This is a genomic window from Stenotrophomonas sp. 71799_Sma, from assembly GCF_056482505.1.
Map to the genome: position 1 here is coordinate 3,735,498 of NZ_CM151202.1, position 16,007 is coordinate 3,751,504.

General features: G+C 67.1%; 10 protein-coding genes. 6 read left to right on the forward strand and 4 right to left on the reverse strand.

The features are described from left to right. Positions 1–115: 115 nt before the first annotated feature. Entirely contained in the window at positions 116–979 is an 864-nt protein-coding gene (ampR, locus tag ACZK4Z_RS17360; protein WP_478450952.1) for a LysR family transcriptional regulator AmpR, read from the forward strand. A gap of 73 nt (positions 980–1,052) precedes the next feature. Here ampR and ACZK4Z_RS17365 read toward each other — a convergent pair whose 3' ends face one another. Then, entirely contained in the window at positions 1,053–2,918 is a 1,866-nt protein-coding gene (locus tag ACZK4Z_RS17365) for an ABC-F family ATP-binding cassette domain-containing protein (RefSeq protein ID WP_049400785.1), read from the reverse strand. A gap of 336 nt (positions 2,919–3,254) precedes the next feature. Here ACZK4Z_RS17365 and ACZK4Z_RS17370 point away from each other — a divergent pair, with 336 nt between their 5' ends. After that, positions 3,255–5,642 carry a TonB-dependent receptor plug domain-containing protein gene (locus ACZK4Z_RS17370; RefSeq protein ID WP_478450953.1) on the forward strand — a complete coding sequence of 796 codons (2,388 nt, stop codon included), beginning with the start codon at positions 3,255–3,257 and terminating at the stop codon, positions 5,640–5,642. Positions 5,643–5,793: 151 nt separating this feature from the next. Beyond that, positions 5,794–7,491 (forward strand): YbaL family putative K(+) efflux transporter, encoded by a 1,698-nt coding sequence (gene ybaL, locus ACZK4Z_RS17375; protein WP_180868515.1) that lies wholly within the window; start codon positions 5,794–5,796, stop codon positions 7,489–7,491. 397 nt (positions 7,492–7,888) lie between these two features. On the opposite strand, the gene ACZK4Z_RS17380 is transcribed toward ybaL, so the two are convergent. Further along, a complete protein-coding gene (locus tag ACZK4Z_RS17380; protein WP_032128543.1) occupies positions 7,889–9,175 on the reverse strand; it encodes an O-acetylhomoserine aminocarboxypropyltransferase/cysteine synthase family protein in 1,287 nt (428 codons plus the stop codon). Between the two features lie 181 nt (positions 9,176–9,356). Between ACZK4Z_RS17380 and ACZK4Z_RS17385 the strand changes: the two genes are divergently transcribed. The 3 genes from ACZK4Z_RS17385 (at position 9,357) to ACZK4Z_RS17395 (ending at position 12,321) form a co-directional block, all read left to right on the forward strand. Continuing rightward, entirely contained in the window at positions 9,357–10,094 is a 738-nt protein-coding gene (locus ACZK4Z_RS17385; RefSeq protein WP_125892767.1) for a winged helix-turn-helix domain-containing protein, read from the forward strand. Beyond that, positions 10,091–11,380: an ATP-binding protein gene (locus ACZK4Z_RS17390; protein ID WP_253145660.1), complete on the forward strand. Its 1,290-nt coding sequence runs from the start codon at positions 10,091–10,093 to the stop codon at positions 11,378–11,380. The genes ACZK4Z_RS17385 and ACZK4Z_RS17390 overlap by 4 nt, the downstream gene beginning before the upstream one ends. A gap of 140 nt (positions 11,381–11,520) precedes the next feature. Continuing rightward, positions 11,521–12,321 (forward strand): MipA/OmpV family protein, encoded by an 801-nt coding sequence (locus tag ACZK4Z_RS17395; RefSeq protein WP_253145662.1) that lies wholly within the window; start codon positions 11,521–11,523, stop codon positions 12,319–12,321. 72 nt (positions 12,322–12,393) lie between these two features. Here the strand turns inward: ACZK4Z_RS17395 and clpB are convergent, their stop codons facing one another. Together clpB and ACZK4Z_RS17405 are read right to left on the reverse strand one after the other, a co-directional pair. Further along, a complete protein-coding gene (gene clpB, locus ACZK4Z_RS17400) occupies positions 12,394–14,979 on the reverse strand; it encodes an ATP-dependent chaperone ClpB (RefSeq protein ID WP_478450954.1) in 2,586 nt (861 codons plus the stop codon). A gap of 181 nt (positions 14,980–15,160) precedes the next feature. After that, on the reverse strand, positions 15,161–15,982 hold the full coding sequence (locus ACZK4Z_RS17405; RefSeq protein WP_478450955.1) for a DUF3014 domain-containing protein: 822 nt from the start codon (positions 15,980–15,982) through the stop codon (positions 15,161–15,163). Positions 15,983–16,007 lie beyond the last annotated feature (25 nt).

Consider the following 16,007-nt stretch of genomic DNA (forward strand, 5'->3'; position numbering starts at 1 on the left):
AAATCAGCGGGAGGCATTAGCTGGATTAATGGCTGTCGCAATCAACCCCTTAATTCTCCTGAACTGGGCGCGAGGCAGGTAGGATCAGCCATCATCCTGGCTCACGACTACTCCGATGCTGCACCCTACCCTGCCGCTGAACGCCCTGCGTGCCTTCGAGGCGGCCGCACGCCACCAGAACTTCACCCGTGCCGCGCTGGAGCTGTGCGTCAGCCAGGCCGCGCTGAGCCACCAGATCCGCGGGCTGGAGGACCGGCTCGGCATCCGTCTGTTCCATCGCCTGCCGCGCGGCGTGGCGCTCACCGAGGAGGGCGCGGCGCTGTATCCGGTGCTCAACGAATCGTTCGAGCGCATCTCGGCCAGCATCGCGCGCTACACCGGTGGCCCGGCCCGTGAAGTACTGACGCTGGGCGTGGTCGGCACCTTCGCCACCGGTTGGCTGCTGCCACGGCTGGCTGCGTTCGAGGCCGCGCACCCGGACATCGAGCTGCGACTGCAGACCCACAACAACCGCATCGATCTGGCCGGCGAGGGCCTGGACCTGGCGATCCGCTTCGGTGATGGCGACTGGCAGGGCCAGGCCTGCACAGTGATCCTCGACGCGCCGTTTGCACCGCTGTGCGCACCAGCATTGGCGCGGCGGCTCAAACAGCCACGCGACCTGGGCACCCTGCCCCTGCTGCGCTCCTACCGCAGCGACGAATGGCCGCGCTGGCTGCAGGCGGCAGGAGTGAGTGGCGTGGAAGCCCGCGGGCCGGTGTTTGATTCGTCGTTGACGGTGGCGATGGCCGCGGTGGGTGGTGCCGGCGTGGCGCTGCTGCCGCTGCGCATGTTCGAGCAGGAACTGGCCGAGGGTCGCCTGCTGCAGCCATTCAGCACCACGCTGGAGCTGGGGCGCTACTGGCTCACGCGACTGCGCTCGCGTGCCGAGCGTGAGCCGGCGAAGCGGTTCCGCGAATGGCTGCAGGCACAGGGATGAAAAAGGGGACGGAGGGGATTAAGTCGTTTGTGCCACAAACGACTTAATCCCCTCCGTCCCCTTTTTTGCGTGATCAGGACTCCAGCAGTTCCATCCACGCGGCTTCGGCTTTTTCCAGCTGGGCGGCAGCGGTTTCGCGGTCACGGCCGATCACCGCCATGCGGGTGGCATCGGCGTAGTTGGCCGGGTCGGCCAGCTGGCGGTCCAGCTCGGCCAGGGCGCTTTCCAGTTCGGCCACCTTGGCTTCGGCGGCGGCCAGCTTGTGCGGGTTCACCGGCTTCTTCTGCACCACCTGAGCCACCGGCGCGGTCTTGACCACCACCGGCTCTTCCACCTGTTCCATGCGCGCCTTGGTGCCCTGCGCCTGCGGACGGGTGCGCAGCCAGGCCGCGTAGGCGTCGAGGTCGCCGTCGAACGGCTCGACCACGCCATCGGCCACGCGCCAGTAGGTATCGCAGACCAGGCCGATCAGATGGCGGTCATGCGAGACCATCACGATCGCGCCTTCGAAGGTGGCCAGTGCTTCGGCCAGCGCTTCGCGCATTTCCAGGTCAAGGTGGTTGGTCGGTTCGTCCAGCAGCAGCACGTTCGGCTGCTGCCAGGCGATCAGCGCCAGCGCCAGGCGCGCGCGCTCGCCGCCGGAGAAACCATCGACCGGCTCGAACGCGCGGTCGCCCGGGAAGTTCCACTTGCCAAGGAAATCGCGGAACGACTGGTTCGGTGCGTCCGGCGCGATCTCGCGGAAATGCTCCATCGGCGACTGGCCTTCGTGCAGCGACTCCACCGTGTGCTGGGCGAAGTAGCCGATCTTCAGGTCCGGGTGCGCCATGCGCTCGCCGACGATCGGTGCCAGTTCACCCACCAGAGTCTTCACCAGCGTGGTCTTACCGGCACCGTTGGGGCCGAGCAGGCCGATGCGCTGGCCCGCTTCCAGGCCGAAGCCGACGTTGTGCAGGATCACCGCGTCCTTGCCGTAGCCGGCCTCGACGTGGTTCAGGCGGATCAGCGAGAACGGCAGCTTGGCCGGCGGCGCGAACTCGATGCGGAACTCGCGCTCGGCACGCACCGCTTCGGTGCCGGCCAGCTTGGCCAGGCGCTTCATGCGGCTCTGCGCCTGCGCGGCCTTGCTGGCCTGCGCCTTGAAGCGGTCGATGAAGCTCTGCAGGTGGGCACGCTCGGCCTGTTCCTTCTCGTGCGCGATCTGCTGCTGGCGCAGCTGTTCGGCGCGCTGGCGCTCGAAGTCGGTGTAGCCGCCCGGATAGAGCTTGGCGCCGCCACCGTGCAGGTGCAGGGTGTGGGTGGCCACGTTGTCGAGGAACTCGCGGTCATGCGAGATCAGCAGCAGGGTGCCCGGATACTTCAGCAGCCACTGCTCCAGCCAGTACACCGCGTCCAGATCCAGGTGGTTGGTCGGTTCGTCCAGCAGCAGCAGGTCGCTTGGCATCATCAGCGCGCGGGCCAGGTTCAGGCGCACGCGCCAGCCGCCGGAGAACGAGGACACCGCGCGGTGGTGGGTCTCTGCCGGGAAACCGAGGCCGTGCAGCAGCTTGCCGGCGCGCGCTTCGGCGTCGTAGGCATTGAGCTCGGCCATCTTCGTGTGCGCCTCGGCCACCGCTTCCCAGTCTTCACGGGCGGTCGCCTCGGCCTCGGCGGCCAGCACTGCGGCCACCTCGATGTCACCGCCCAGCACGAAGCTCAGCGCCGGGTCGGGCAGCGACGGGGTTTCCTGGGCGACGCTGGCGATGCGCACCTTGCCGGGCAGATCGACATCGCCCTTGTCCGCCTCCAGCTCGCCCTTCACCGCCGCGAACAGGCTGGACTTGCCAGCACCGTTGCGGCCGACCACACCCACCCGGTAACCGGCGTGCAGGGTCAGGTCGACATTGGACAACAGCAGCCGCTCGCCGCGGCGCAAGGCGAAATTACGAAGGGAAATCATCGGGGGAGGCGTCCATATAACCAGATGGAATGTGCTGGTGAGCACTGTTCCTGCGACGCAATTCTAGCGTTAACGAATACTTGACGCGTCCCGGGATGCGCGGCGGCCGGCGTTCCTCTCTCCCACGTCCTTGCCGCGCGCGTCCCGGGCTCCCTCCCCCGCCAGTGCCGATCCGGGCTAAATGGTTGCTGCTGCAACGTTTTTTCCGATGACTGGCATTTGACACGCACTGAATATCCCGTTAATTCCTGCTTTGCGCACCGCAACAACCGCCGTCCGCCTCACCCCCGTGATGTCGATTCCGGTGCCGCCCCCGCCAACCGGAGCTCCGTCCCGATGACCCGCAAGACCAGCCTGATCGCCGCCGCCGTCGCTGTCGCACTCGGTGGCTCTCCGTTCGTTGCCGCTGCCCAGCAGGCCGGCACCGCCGCCAACACCCTGGACACGGTGATCGTCACCGGCACCCGCGTGGCCGACCGCACGGTGGCCGAATCGCAGTCGCCGATCGACATCATCACCCCCGAAGCCCTGCAGTCCACCGGCACCAGCGAGCTGGCCACCGCCCTGTCGCGCGCCCTGCCCTCGCTGAACTTCCCGCGCCCGGCGCTGACCGATGGCACCAGCGGCGTGCGCCCGGCGCAGCTGCGCGGCCTGTCACCGGACCAGGTGCTGGTGCTGGTCGACGGCAAGCGCCGCCACACCTCGGCGATGATCAACGTCAACGGCAGCATCGGCCGTGGTTCGTCGGCAGTGGACATCAATGCGATCCCGATCGCCGCCATCGAGCGCGTGGAAGTGCTGCGCGACGGTGCGTCGGCGCAGTACGGCTCGGACGCCATCGCCGGCGTCATCAACATCGTGCTCAAGGGCAGCGGCAGTGGCGGCAGCCTGGCGCTGGACTACGGCCAGTACTCGGCCGGTGACGGCAACAAGTACCAGCTCTCCGGCGATACCGGCGTCGAGTTCGGCAACGGCCGTGGCCGCGTGCACGTGGCCGGCCAGATCAGCCAGCAGGACGAAAGCAACCGCGCCGGCCCGTACCGCGGCACCACCCCGAACACCGGCAACTTCCCGAGCATCGGCCAGAAGACCTTCATCGTCGGCGACCCGCGCGTGGATGCGACTGCGGCTTCGGTCAACGCCAGTTTCGATTTCAGCGACCGCGTGACCGGCTACGCCAGCGCGCTGCTCAGCAACCGCGACATCACCTCGTTCGCGTTCTACCGCTCGCGCAACCACAGTGGGCAGAGCGCGCTGCTGGCGCAGACCTACCCGGACGGCTTCGTGCCGGAGATCAACCAGTACTCCAAGGACCGCTCGCTGGTGGCCGGGGTCAAGGGCAACACCGACAACGGCTGGACCTGGGACCTGAGCCTGAACCACGGCGAGAACACCCTCGACTTCCACACCCGCAACAGCATCAACTACAGCCTCGGCGCAACCAGCCCGCGCTCGTTCTACGACGGCACGCTGAAGTACCAGCAGGACATCTTCAATGCCGACCTGACCAAGTCGCTGGACTGGGGCCTGGCCTACCCGGTCACGCTGTCCTTCGGCGGTGAGTACCGCAAGGAAAAGTGGGACCAGAAGCCGGGCGAGCTGAACTCGTACACCGGCAGCGGCGCGCAGGGCTTCGGTGGCTTCACCCCGACCAATGAAGTGCATGCCGACCGCCACAACTACGCGGTCTATGCGGGCCTGGAAGCGGACCTGACCGAGAAGTTCTCGGCCGGCATCACCGGCCGCTACGAGGATTACTCGGACTTCGGCGACCGCTTCTCCGGCAAGCTGTCGGCGCGCTACGCGTTCACCGACAAGGTCGCGCTGCGGGCCACCGCGTCCAGCGGCTTCCGTGCGCCGTCGCTGGCGCAGCAGGGCTACCAGGCGGTCACCAGCCAGTTCCTCAACGGTGTGTTCGTCGAGCGCGGCACCTTCCCCACCACCAGCCCGGCTGCGCAGGCGCTGGGCGCCTCGCCGCTGAAGGCCGAGACCTCCACCTCCTACAGCCTGGGCCTGGTGCTGCAGCCGGTCGACCGCCTGTACATCACCGTCGACGCCTACCAGATCGACATCGATGACCGCATCGCATTGTCGTCCAGCATCACCACCAACACCGCCACCAGCGCGCTGCTGGGCACGCTGGGCCTGCCGCAGGTGACCGCGTTCTCGTACTTCACCAACGGCCTGGATACGCGCACCCGTGGTGTCGATTTCGTGTCCAGCTACACGGTGCCCTTCAGCGCCAGCAGCCTGGAACTGACCGCCGCGTACAGCTACAACGACACCGAAGTGCGCCGCGTCGGCGGCACCCCGGCAGTGTTCGGCACGCTGGGCCTGACCCAGTCGCTGATCGGCCGCGATGAGATCGGCCGCATCGAGGACAGCTATCCGCGCGACAAGGCGATCCTGAGCGGCACCTGGCGTTCGGACCGCTGGGAACTGGGCCTGGCCGCGACCCGCTACGGCAAATTCACCGTGCGCAACTCGGCCACCGCACTGCGCGACCAGACCTATGGCGACGCCTGGGTGGTGGATGCCTCGGCCAGCTACAAGCCGAGCAGCAACTGGACCCTGACCGTGGGCGCCGACAACCTGCTGGACAAGTACCCGGACCGCACCGAAGACCTGCAGAACTCCACCTTCGGCATGCTGCCGTACAGCAACTACTCGCCGTTCGGCTTCAACGGCGCGTACGTGTACGGCCGGGTCAAGTACACCTGGTAAGCGGTAGTGCCGGCCGCTGGCCGGCAACTCCCCGGTGGGGTCAGATCCCTTTTCCTGCGGGAGAGGGATCTGACCCCATTCGCATTTAAGGTTTGCCGTATCTGGCGTCATCGGTGAAAATCGGGATACCCCCGTTTTTCTGCGAGTGCCGATGCACCATGACACCGACCTGATCAACATCGTTGCCGTTGGCCTCGGGCTCGCCTTCATCTTCGGCGCGCTGGCCAACAAGCTCCGCTTGTCTCCCTTGGTCGGTTACCTGGTTGCTGGCATCTGCGTAGGCCCGTTCACCCCCGGCTTCGTCGCCGACCAGGCGCTGGCCAACCAGCTGGCCGAGCTGGGCGTGATGCTGCTGATGTTCGGCGTCGGCCTGCACTTCTCGCTGAAGGACCTGATGGCGGTCAAGGCCATCGCCATCCCCGGTGCCATCGGCCAGATCGCGGTCGCTACCCTGCTCGGCTGGGGCGTGGCCTCGCTGATGGGCTGGCCAGCCCTGCATGGCGTCATCTTCGGTTTCTCGCTGGCCACCGCCAGTACCGTGGTACTGCTGCGGGCGATGGAGGAACGCCGCCTGCTGGAAACCATGCGCGGCAAGATCGCGGTCGGCTGGCTGATCGTGGAAGACCTGGCCTGCGTGCTGGCACTGGTGATGATGCCGGTGATGGCCGGCGTGTTCGGCCCCGACGCGGCCAAGGAATCGCACTCGCTGGGCAGCGTGCTGGCCGACATCGGCTGGACCTTCGTGCAGCTGGGCCTGTTCGTGGCGGTGATGCTGGTGGTCGGGCGCCGGGTCATCCCGTGGATCCTGGAACGCATCGCCGGTACCGGTTCGCGTGAGCTGTTCACCCTGTCCGTGCTGGCGATCGCGCTGGGCGTGGCGTTCGGCTCGGCGATGCTGTTCGGCGTCTCGTTCGCGCTGGGCGCGTTCTTCGCCGGCATGCTGCTCAACGAATCGGAGCTGAGCCACAAGGCCGCGCATGATTCGCTGCCGCTGCGCGATGCGTTCGCGGTGCTGTTCTTCGTCTCGGTCGGCATGCTGTTCGACCCCAACATCATCGTGCAGCACCCGTGGCAGGTGCTGGCCACGGTGCTGATCATCATGTTCGGCAAGTCGGCCGCCGCGTTCTTCATCGTGCGTGCGTTCGGCCACCCGACCAGCACCGCGCTGACCATCTCGGCCAGCCTGGCGCAGATCGGCGAGTTCGCCTTCATCATCGCCGGCCTCGGCGTCGCGCTGCAGATCCTGCCGAAGGAAGGCCAGTCGCTGGTGCTGGCCGGTGCGCTGGTGTCGATCATGCTCAACCCGCTGGTGTTCGGGCTGCTTGACCGTTGGCAGGCCAAGCAGGAGCAGTCGCCCCAGGCCGCCGAGCCGGAAGAGGCCACCGGTCCCTCGCGTGACCTGCATGACCATGCCATCGTCATTGGTTACGGCCGGGTCGGCAGCGAGCTGGCGCAGGTGTTGCGCGATCGCGGCGTGCCGGTGCTGGTGATCGATGACAACAAGGAGCACGTCGAACAGGCGCACGCCAAGGGCCTGGCGGCGATCCGTGGTAGTGCTGCTGCCGACCGCGTGCTGGCCGAAGCGCATCCGGAACGCGCGAAGATTGCGGTGCTGGCGATTCCTCAGCCGCTGGAAGCCGGTGAGGCGCTGGCCAAGCTGCGTGCGATCAATCCGGATCTGACCCTGCTGGCGCGTGCGCACAGCGATGCGGAGGTGAAGCATCTGCTGGAACACGGTGCCGATGGCACGGTGATGGCAGAGCGCGAGCTGGCCTATTCGCTGGCCGAGATGGTGATGGCCACGCCGCCGTATCGCGGGCTGGGACAGCACAGTATTCCGGTGGTGTGAGGAGTGTGGGTGCGGCAGGGCTTGCAGCCCTGCACCTGCTGAAGCAACGGCAACGACAAAAGCAAAAGCTGGCATTCCGTGGGATGGCAGGGTGGGTCCGGTTGCAGGGGACGCCGTGAATCCGTCCATGGAGGCTCGGTCGCGCCATCCATGGCGCTCACGCCCCTGCAACCGGGCCCACCCTGCCTTCGACAATTTCCTGCGGCTGTTGGTAGGTGTCGACCTTGGTCGACACGGCGGTGCATCTGACCCCGGAAACAAAAAAATCCCCGGTCGACCCGCATCGACCGGGGATCTGGATCGCCACGTTGCCATGCCTTGGAGAGGCAGTTCCACCGTAGCGCATCGCGGTGCCGGTGGTGATCGCCTGTGGCGATGACGACCAAGCGTGCGGCTATCAGGCGCCAGCCAGGGCCTGCTCCAGGTCGGCACGCAGGTCGCCGATATGCTCGATGCCGATCGACAGCCGCACGGTGTCTTCGCTGACACCGGCCTTGGCCAGTTCGGCGGCGTCCAGCTGGCGATGGGTAGTCGAGGCGGGATGGGTGGCCAGTGACTTCGCGTCGCCCAGGTTGACCAGGCGGGTGAACAGCTTCAGCGCATCGAGGAAACGTGCGCCGGCTTCACGGCCGCCCGGCAGGCCGAAGGTCAGTACGCCCGAGCCGTGCCCGCCCAGGTAGCGCTGCGCGGCGGCGTGCTCGGGGTCGTCGGCCAGCCCGGCGTAGCGCACCCAGGCCACCTTTGCGTGTGACTTCAGAAACTGCGCGACAGCCAGCGCGTTGGCGTTGATGCGCTCCATGCGCAGCGCCAGGGTTTCAATGCCCTGCAGGATCAGGAACGCATTGAACGGCGACAGCGCCGCGCCGGTATTGCGCAGCGGCACCACCCGCGCGCGGCCGATGTAGGCCGCCGGCCCCAGCGCTTCGGTATAGACCACGCCGTGATAGCTGGGGTCGGGCTGGTTGAGCCGTGCGAAGCGCTGGGGTTGTGCAGCCCAGTCGAAGCGGCCGGAATCGACGATCGCGCCGCCGAGGCTGTTGCCGTGGCCGCCGAGGTACTTGGTCAGCGAATGCACCACGATATCGGCGCCGTGCTCGAACGGGCGCAGCAGGAACGGCGTGGCCACGGTGTTGTCGACGATCAGCGGCACGCCGGCGGCATGCGCGACCTCGGCAATCGCCGCGATGTCGGTGACGTTGCCACGCGGGTTGCCGATCGATTCGACGAACACCGCCTTGGTGCGTTCGTCGATCAGCGCGGCGAAGGCGGACGGATCGGCCGGGTCGGCGAAGCGCGCCTGGATGCCGTACTGCGGCAGCGTGTGCGCCAGCAGGTTGAGGCTGCCGCCATACAGCGCACTGGAGGCCACGATGTTGTCACCGGCCTCGGCAATGGTCTGGATGGCATAGGTGATCGCCGCCTGCCCCGAGGCCAGTGCCAGCGCGCCGATGCCACCCTCCAGTGCGGCCAGGCGCTGTTCCAGCACGTCGGTGGTGGGGTTCATGATGCGGGTGTAGATGTTGCCGGGCACCTTCAGGTCGAACAGATCGGCGCCGTGCTGGGTGTCATCGAAGGCATACGCCACCGTCTGGTAGATCGGCACCGCCACCGCGCGGGTGGTCGGGTCGGGACGGTAGCCGCCATGCACGGCCAGGGTTTCCAGTTGCCACTGCGGGTCGCTCATTGCGCCAGGCTCCATCCGGGGAAACCGCCACCATAGGCCAGCCAGAACCACGCGCTGAAAGCTGCTGGCGATGACGCCAGTACCACCGGTTATCAGGTTGGCCGCGATTCAGGCAGCCGTCATGGGCCGTTGCTAGGCTTCGCCGCCGGGCGCTCCTGCCCGGGCACGGAGGCCCAAGCGCATGCAGTCATCCCCCTGGACACCCGCCGCCAGCGGCTCGCCGACCCCGGTGCTGCTGGTGGAGGACGACCGCCGCCTGGCCGAACTGGTCAGCGACTACCTGCACGAACATGGCTTCGCCGTGCAGCATGTGGCCCGTGGCGACCTCGCCGGTGCGGCCTGCCGCCAGCACGCGCCGGAACTGGTGGTGCTGGACCTGATGCTGCCCGGCCTTGGCGGCATCGATGTATGCCGGCAGATCCGCAGCTTCTCCGATGTGCCGATCCTGATGCTGACCGCCTGCGAGGACGACATCGAACAGGTGCTCGGCCTGGAATCGGGCGCCGACGACTATGTGCACAAGCCGATCGAACCACGCCTGCTGCTGGCCCGCCTGCGCGCCCTGCTGCGCCGCCGCCATGGCAGCGGCAACACCGGCACGCCCAGCCGGCTGATGCATGGGCAACTGCTGATCGATCGCATGCAGCGTGAAGTGCATCTGCACGGTGCGGCGGTGGATGTGGGCACCACCGAGTTCGAGATCCTGTGGCTGCTGGCCAGCCAGCCGGGGCAGATCCTGTCGCGTGACCAGATCCTGCAGGCGGTGCGCGGCATCGGCTTCGACGGCCTGGACCGCAGCGTTGACGTCTGCATCGGCAAGCTGCGCCGCAAGCTCGGCGACGATGCGCGCGAACCCCGGCGGATCAAGACCGTGTGGGGGCGCGGCTACCAGTTCAATCCTGCGGCCTGGTCGGAATGAAGCGGCTGTTCCTGTGGCTGTGGTTCGTCACCGGCGCCTGCTTCCTGGCCTCGGTGTTCTTCCTCAACCACATCCTGGACGGCATCTACACGCCCGTGCAGGATCGCGTCTTCGTCCAGCAGGTGCGTGGTCAGGTGTACGCCCTGCGCAGTGGCCTGGCCGGCCTGGATGCCGACCAGCAGCGTGAGCGCCTGCAGCAGTGGCAGCCACACTACGGCATCGCCCTGACCCTGCTCGACAAACCTCCCGCACTCGACGCGCAGGAACAGGTGGCCGTGAAGGCCGATGGTTTCATCGTGCGCGATCAATACCAGCAGGTCCTGCTGCCCATCGAGGGCAGCGATGGCCGCTGGCTGCACCTGCGCCTGCCTGGCGCGGTGCAGATGACGACGTACATGACCATCGCCGCCTACCTCAGCATCCTGCTGCTGGTGGGCGCCAGCCTGTACGCCTGGGTGCGCCTGCTCTGGCGCGACCTGGACGCGCTGCGCGTGCATGCAGACCGCATCGGCGCCGGCGATCTGCAGGCGCGCGCGCAGGTTTCGCCACGCTCGCAGATCCGCGTCATCGTCGACCATTCCAACCGCATGGCCGCGCGCGTGGCCGAGCTGGTGCAGCGCCAGCGCGACCTCACCCATGCCATATCGCACGAACTGCGCACGCCCATCGCGCGCGTGGCCTTCGGCCTGGACCTGATGCAGGACAGCGACGATCACGAACGCCGTACACGGCTGGCACAGGGGCTGCACGGCGACCTGGCCGAACTCAACCGGCTGGTCAGCGAACTGCTGGCCTATGAGCGTCTGGAGCATCCCGGCGAAGGCGAGCCGATGCAGCGCATTGAAGCCAACGACTGGCTGCAGGCCTGCCTGGCCGATGCACGCCGTGATGCCGAACGAGCCGGCGTGGTCCTGCGCGTGCAGCCCAGTGCGTTGCCGCGGGTGGATGCCGAACCGCGGCTGCTGCAGCTGGCGCTGAGCAATCTGGTGGGCAATGCGCTGCGCCACGCGCGTTCGCAGGTGGAAGTGTCGCTGGTCAGTTTCGGCGGCCGCGCGTGCCTGCGCGTGGATGACGACGGCCCGGGCATCGCCGAGGCCGACCACGAAAAAGTAATGCGCCCGTTCACCCGCCTGGATGACAGCCGCAGCCGCGATACCGGCGGCTTCGGGCTGGGCCTGGCCATCGTCAACCGCATTGCAGCCCGCCACGGTGGCGAGCTGCGCATCAGCCGCGCCACGCTGGGTGGCGCGCGTCTGGAAATGCACTGGCCGCTGGCTGCCAGCTGAACGCCCACGGGCGCCATTACAGTTGATTACAACTCCCGCACAACTGCGGAGGGATCGGTCGCCGGCATATCGCCACGCTGGCGACCCTGCAGCACTCGCCGGATGCGCGCGCTGCTTTCCTCCCATTGTCGAGAGATTCCATGTCCCAGCTTCGCCGTTCCCCCACCCTGCTCTGCCTGGCCCTGCTGCCGCTGTTCGCCGCGCCGATCGCCCACGCCAAGGATGACCACTGGACCTTCGAGCTCGCCGCTGGTGGTGGCGTGACGCCGCGCTACAGCGGCAGCGAGGAATACCGCGCGACGCCGTCGCTGTCGTTCGATGTCACCTCGCCGGGGGGCTGGTTTCTGGGCACCAGTGGCATCGGTTGGGGCACGTCCATTGGCGAGCACACCCGTATGCGTGCCTACGTCGGCGCCAGCGGCATCCGCCGCGACAAGGACTCCCTGCTCGGCGGTTCGGACTTCCTGCGCGGCATGGGTGATATCGATACCCGTCCCCTGGTCGGTGTCTCGGCTGGTTATACGCTGGGCGAAGCCGTGCTGAGCGGCTCCTGGCAGTTCACCCGCAAGGACGAGGACAAGGCCGAGAACGGCCTGGCTACCCAGCAGATCCATCTGAATCTGAGCATGCCGCTGTTCGACCTGGCCGGTGGCGTGGTCAGCGGCAGTGTTTCCACCGACTACGGCAATCGCGGTTACATGCAGACCTGGTACGGCGTCAGCCCGGAACAGGCGGCGCGCACCGGCTTTGCCCAGCACACGCCGAAGGCTGGGCTGGTCAGCGCCGGTCTTGGCCTGAAATGGAGCCACCGCGTGGGCCGCAATGGCAACTGGTACATCTCGGCCGAAGGCACGCGCCTGCTCGGCGATGCGGCCGACAGCCCGATCGTGCAGAAGGCGAACCAGTTCGGCTTGATGAGCGGCTATACGCACCGCTTCTGAGTGAGCGCCGGGCATGGCCCGGCGTACTCCGCAGGAAACGGGGCGCTGCGGTCAGGCAGCGCCCCGATGGACTCACGCCTTGGCGAACACCAGGTGGCCGCCGTCGTTGCCGACTTCGATGGTGTCGCCGTTGACGAAGGCGCCGGACAGGATCTTCTGCGCCAGCGGGTTCTCCAGCTGCGCCTGGATCGCACGCTTCAACGGACGTGCGCCGTACACCGGATCGAAACCAACGTTGCCAAGCAGGTCGAACGCTGCATCGGACACCAGCAGCTTCAAACCACGTTCGGCCAGGCGCTTTTCCAGCCCACGCATCTGGATGCGCGCGATCTGCTTGATCTGCTGCTTGTCCAGCGGGTGGAACACCACGATGTCGTCCAGGCGGTTGATGAACTCCGGGCGGAAGTGCGCCTGCACCACGCCCATCACCGCCGCCTTCATCTGCGTATAGGCCTCCGGGCTGTCATCGCTGCTCATGTCCTGGATCTGGTGCGAACCCAGGTTCGAGGTCATCACGATGACGGTGTTGCGGAAGTCCACGGTGCGGCCCTGGCCATCGGTCAGGCGGCCATCGTCCAGCACCTGCAGCAGGATGTTGAACACATCCGGATGCGCCTTCTCCACTTCGTCCAGCAGGATCAACGAATACGGACGGCGACGCACGGCCTCGGTCAGGTAGCCACCCTCTTCGTAACCGACGTAGCCCGGGGGCGCACCGATCAGGCGGGCGACGCTGTGCTTCTCCATGAACTCGCTCATGTCGATGCGGATCATCGCGTCGGCACTGTCGAACAGGAATTCGGCAAGCGACTTGCACAGCTCGGTCTTGCCGACACCGGTCGGGCCGAGGAACAGGAACGAACCGGCCGGACGATTCGGATCGGACAGGCCCGCGCGCGAACGGCGCACGGCATCGGAGACGACCTTGATCGCTTCCTCCTGGCCGACCACGCGGTTGTGCAGCACCTCTTCCATCCGCAGCAGCTTGTCGCGCTCACCTTCGAGCATCTTGTTGACCGGAATGCCGGTCCAGCGCGACACGACCTCGGCGATCTCCTCGTCGGTAACCCGGTCCTGCACCAGCTTGAAGTCCCTGTGTTCGGCTTCCTGCGCGGCGGCCAGCTGCTTTTCCAGCTGCGGCAGCAGGCCGTACTGGATCTCGCTCATCTTGGCGAAATCCTGGCGGCGCTGCGCGGCTTCCAGCTCCAGCTTGGCCTGCTCGACCTGCTCCTTGATCTTGGTCGCACCCTGCAGCGCTGCCTTCTCCGACTTCCAGATTTCATTGAGGTCGGAGAACTCACGCTCCAGCGCATCGATGTCGTTCTCCAGATCGGCCAGGCGCTGCCGCGAGGCTTCGTCCTTTTCCTTCTTCAGCATCTCGCGCTGGATCTTCAGCTGGATCACCCGGCGTTCCAGGCGGTCCAGCTCCTCCGGCTTGGAGTCGATCTCCATGCGCAGGCGCGAAGCGGCCTCGTCCATCAGGTCGATGGCCTTGTCCGGCAGCTGGCGATCGGTGATGTAGCGGTTGGACAGCGTGGCGGCGGCGACGATGGCCGGGTCGGTGATCTCCACGCCATGGTGCAGCGCGTACTTTTCCTTCAGGCCGCGCAGGATCGCGATGGTGTCTTCCACCGACGGTTCGCCCACGAAGACCTTCTGGAAGCGGCGCTCCAGCGCGGCGTCCTTTTCGATGTACTTGCGGTACTCATCCAGCGTGGTGGCGCCCACGCAGTGCAGCTCGCCGCGTGCCAACGCCGGCTTCAGCATGTTGCCGGCATCCATCGCGCCGTCGGCCTTGCCGGCGCCGACCATGGTGTGCAGCTCATCGATGAACAGGATGATCTGCCCTTCGCTCTTGGCCAGGTCGTTGAGCACGCCCTTCAACCGCTCTTCGAACTCACCGCGGAACTTGGCACCGGCAATCAGCGCGCCCATGTCCAGCGACAGCACACGCTTGCCGCGCAGGCCCTCGGGCACTTCGTCGTTGATGATGCGCTGGGCCAGGCCTTCGACGATCGCGGTCTTGCCAACGCCAGGCTCGCCGATCAGCACCGGGTTGTTCTTGGTCCGGCGCTGCAGCACCTGGATCGTGCGGCGGATTTCCTCGTCACGGCCGATCACCGGATCGAGCTTGCCGCTCTCGGCGCGCGCGGTCAGGTCGATGGTGTACTTCTCCAGCGCCTGCCGCTGTTCCTCGGCGTTCTCCGACTGCACGTTCTCGCCACCACGCAGCTTGTCGATCGCAGCCTGCAGGCGGGTCTTGTCGGCACCGGCGGCGCGCAGCGCCATGCCCAGCGTGCCGCCGTCGTCCAGCGCCGCCAGCACGAACCACTCGCTGGCAATGAAGGCATCGCCGTTCTGCTGGGCCAGCTTGTCGGTCTGGTTCAGCAGGCGCCCCAGGTCATTGCCCATCGAGACGTTGCCGGCCTGGCCGGACACCTTCGGCAGTGCATCCAGCGCCTCGGTCAGGCGCTCGCGCAGCACCGGCACGTTCACCCCGGCCTGGGCCAGCAGCGGGCGCGTGCTGCCGCCCTGCTGGTCCAGCAGCGCGCTGAACAGGTGAACCGGTTCGATGATGCTGTTGTCGCGGCCAACGGCCAGCGACTGTGCGTCTGCCAGCGCCTGCTGGAAACGCGAGGTGAGCTTGTCCATCCGCATTGCGAAACCTCATCGGTCATCAGGGCCGGCCCGCGCCGGCGATGCTGGAAAGATGCGGTTGCCCCACCCCGTTTCAAGGGTGACTGCGACTGCACCCCGAGGCCAGTCAGCCTGCGGCCAGCATGCCGGAACGGGTGTGGTCGGCGCGTTGATCCCGATCAGTTCCGCGCGGTGGAAGGGTTCAACGGGTGATCGCGCTGCGGATCGCCCGCAGCTGCTGCTTGACCGCCCGCGCCTGCGCCGGGTCCATGCGCAGCAGGGCCTTCTGCCCGATCGAGCGTGACTGCAGGGTGGGATCGACGAAGCGATAGCGGCCCCGTTCGTCGCGCTGCACCAGCGGCGGCTGGGCCAGTTCCGGGGTCTCCAGCAGGTGGTCGATCACCGTGACCAGACGGTCGTTGAAATAGCCCTCGGGCCGGCCAAGGTCCACGTAAGCCTGCTGGATCAGCGGATAGAAGCGCTTGTAGGCCGTGGCCGTTGCCGCCGGGTCCAGCGCGGTGAAGGCCTGCACGTAGGGCGCATAGCGCGCCGCATTGGCTGCGGCGATGCGTTCGCCGCCCTCACCCGCCTCGACCTGCAGGTTGCCCGGCAGCGGCCGCGCGGCCAGCGCGGTGGGTGGCACGCTGGGTTTGTCCAGGTTATCGACCTGGGTGACCAGGCGCTGGATCAGGTGGTCGCGCAGCAGCAGGGTCAGCGGCCCCTCGCCCTGGAACAGCTGGCTCAGTGCGCGCCAGGCCGCCGCATCGCTGTCGGCCAAGTTCGGCAGTGCTGGATCAGCGGCCGCCTCTGTCTCCAGCGGGTGCCTGATCGGTGGAGGTGCCGGGGCCGGTTGCTCGGCCGTCATTGGCTGTGGAGGTGCGGCGCTGCTGGCGGGAGTGGATTGCACCGGCACCGAGACTCCGTCCGCCAGGCTCTTCAGCTGGTCGCGGAACAGCCAACCGCCCGCGCCACCGATCACCACCACGCCCAGCACCCAGGGCCATACCGCCTTTCCACTCTGCATGATGCAGCACCTCGTTTTCACACGC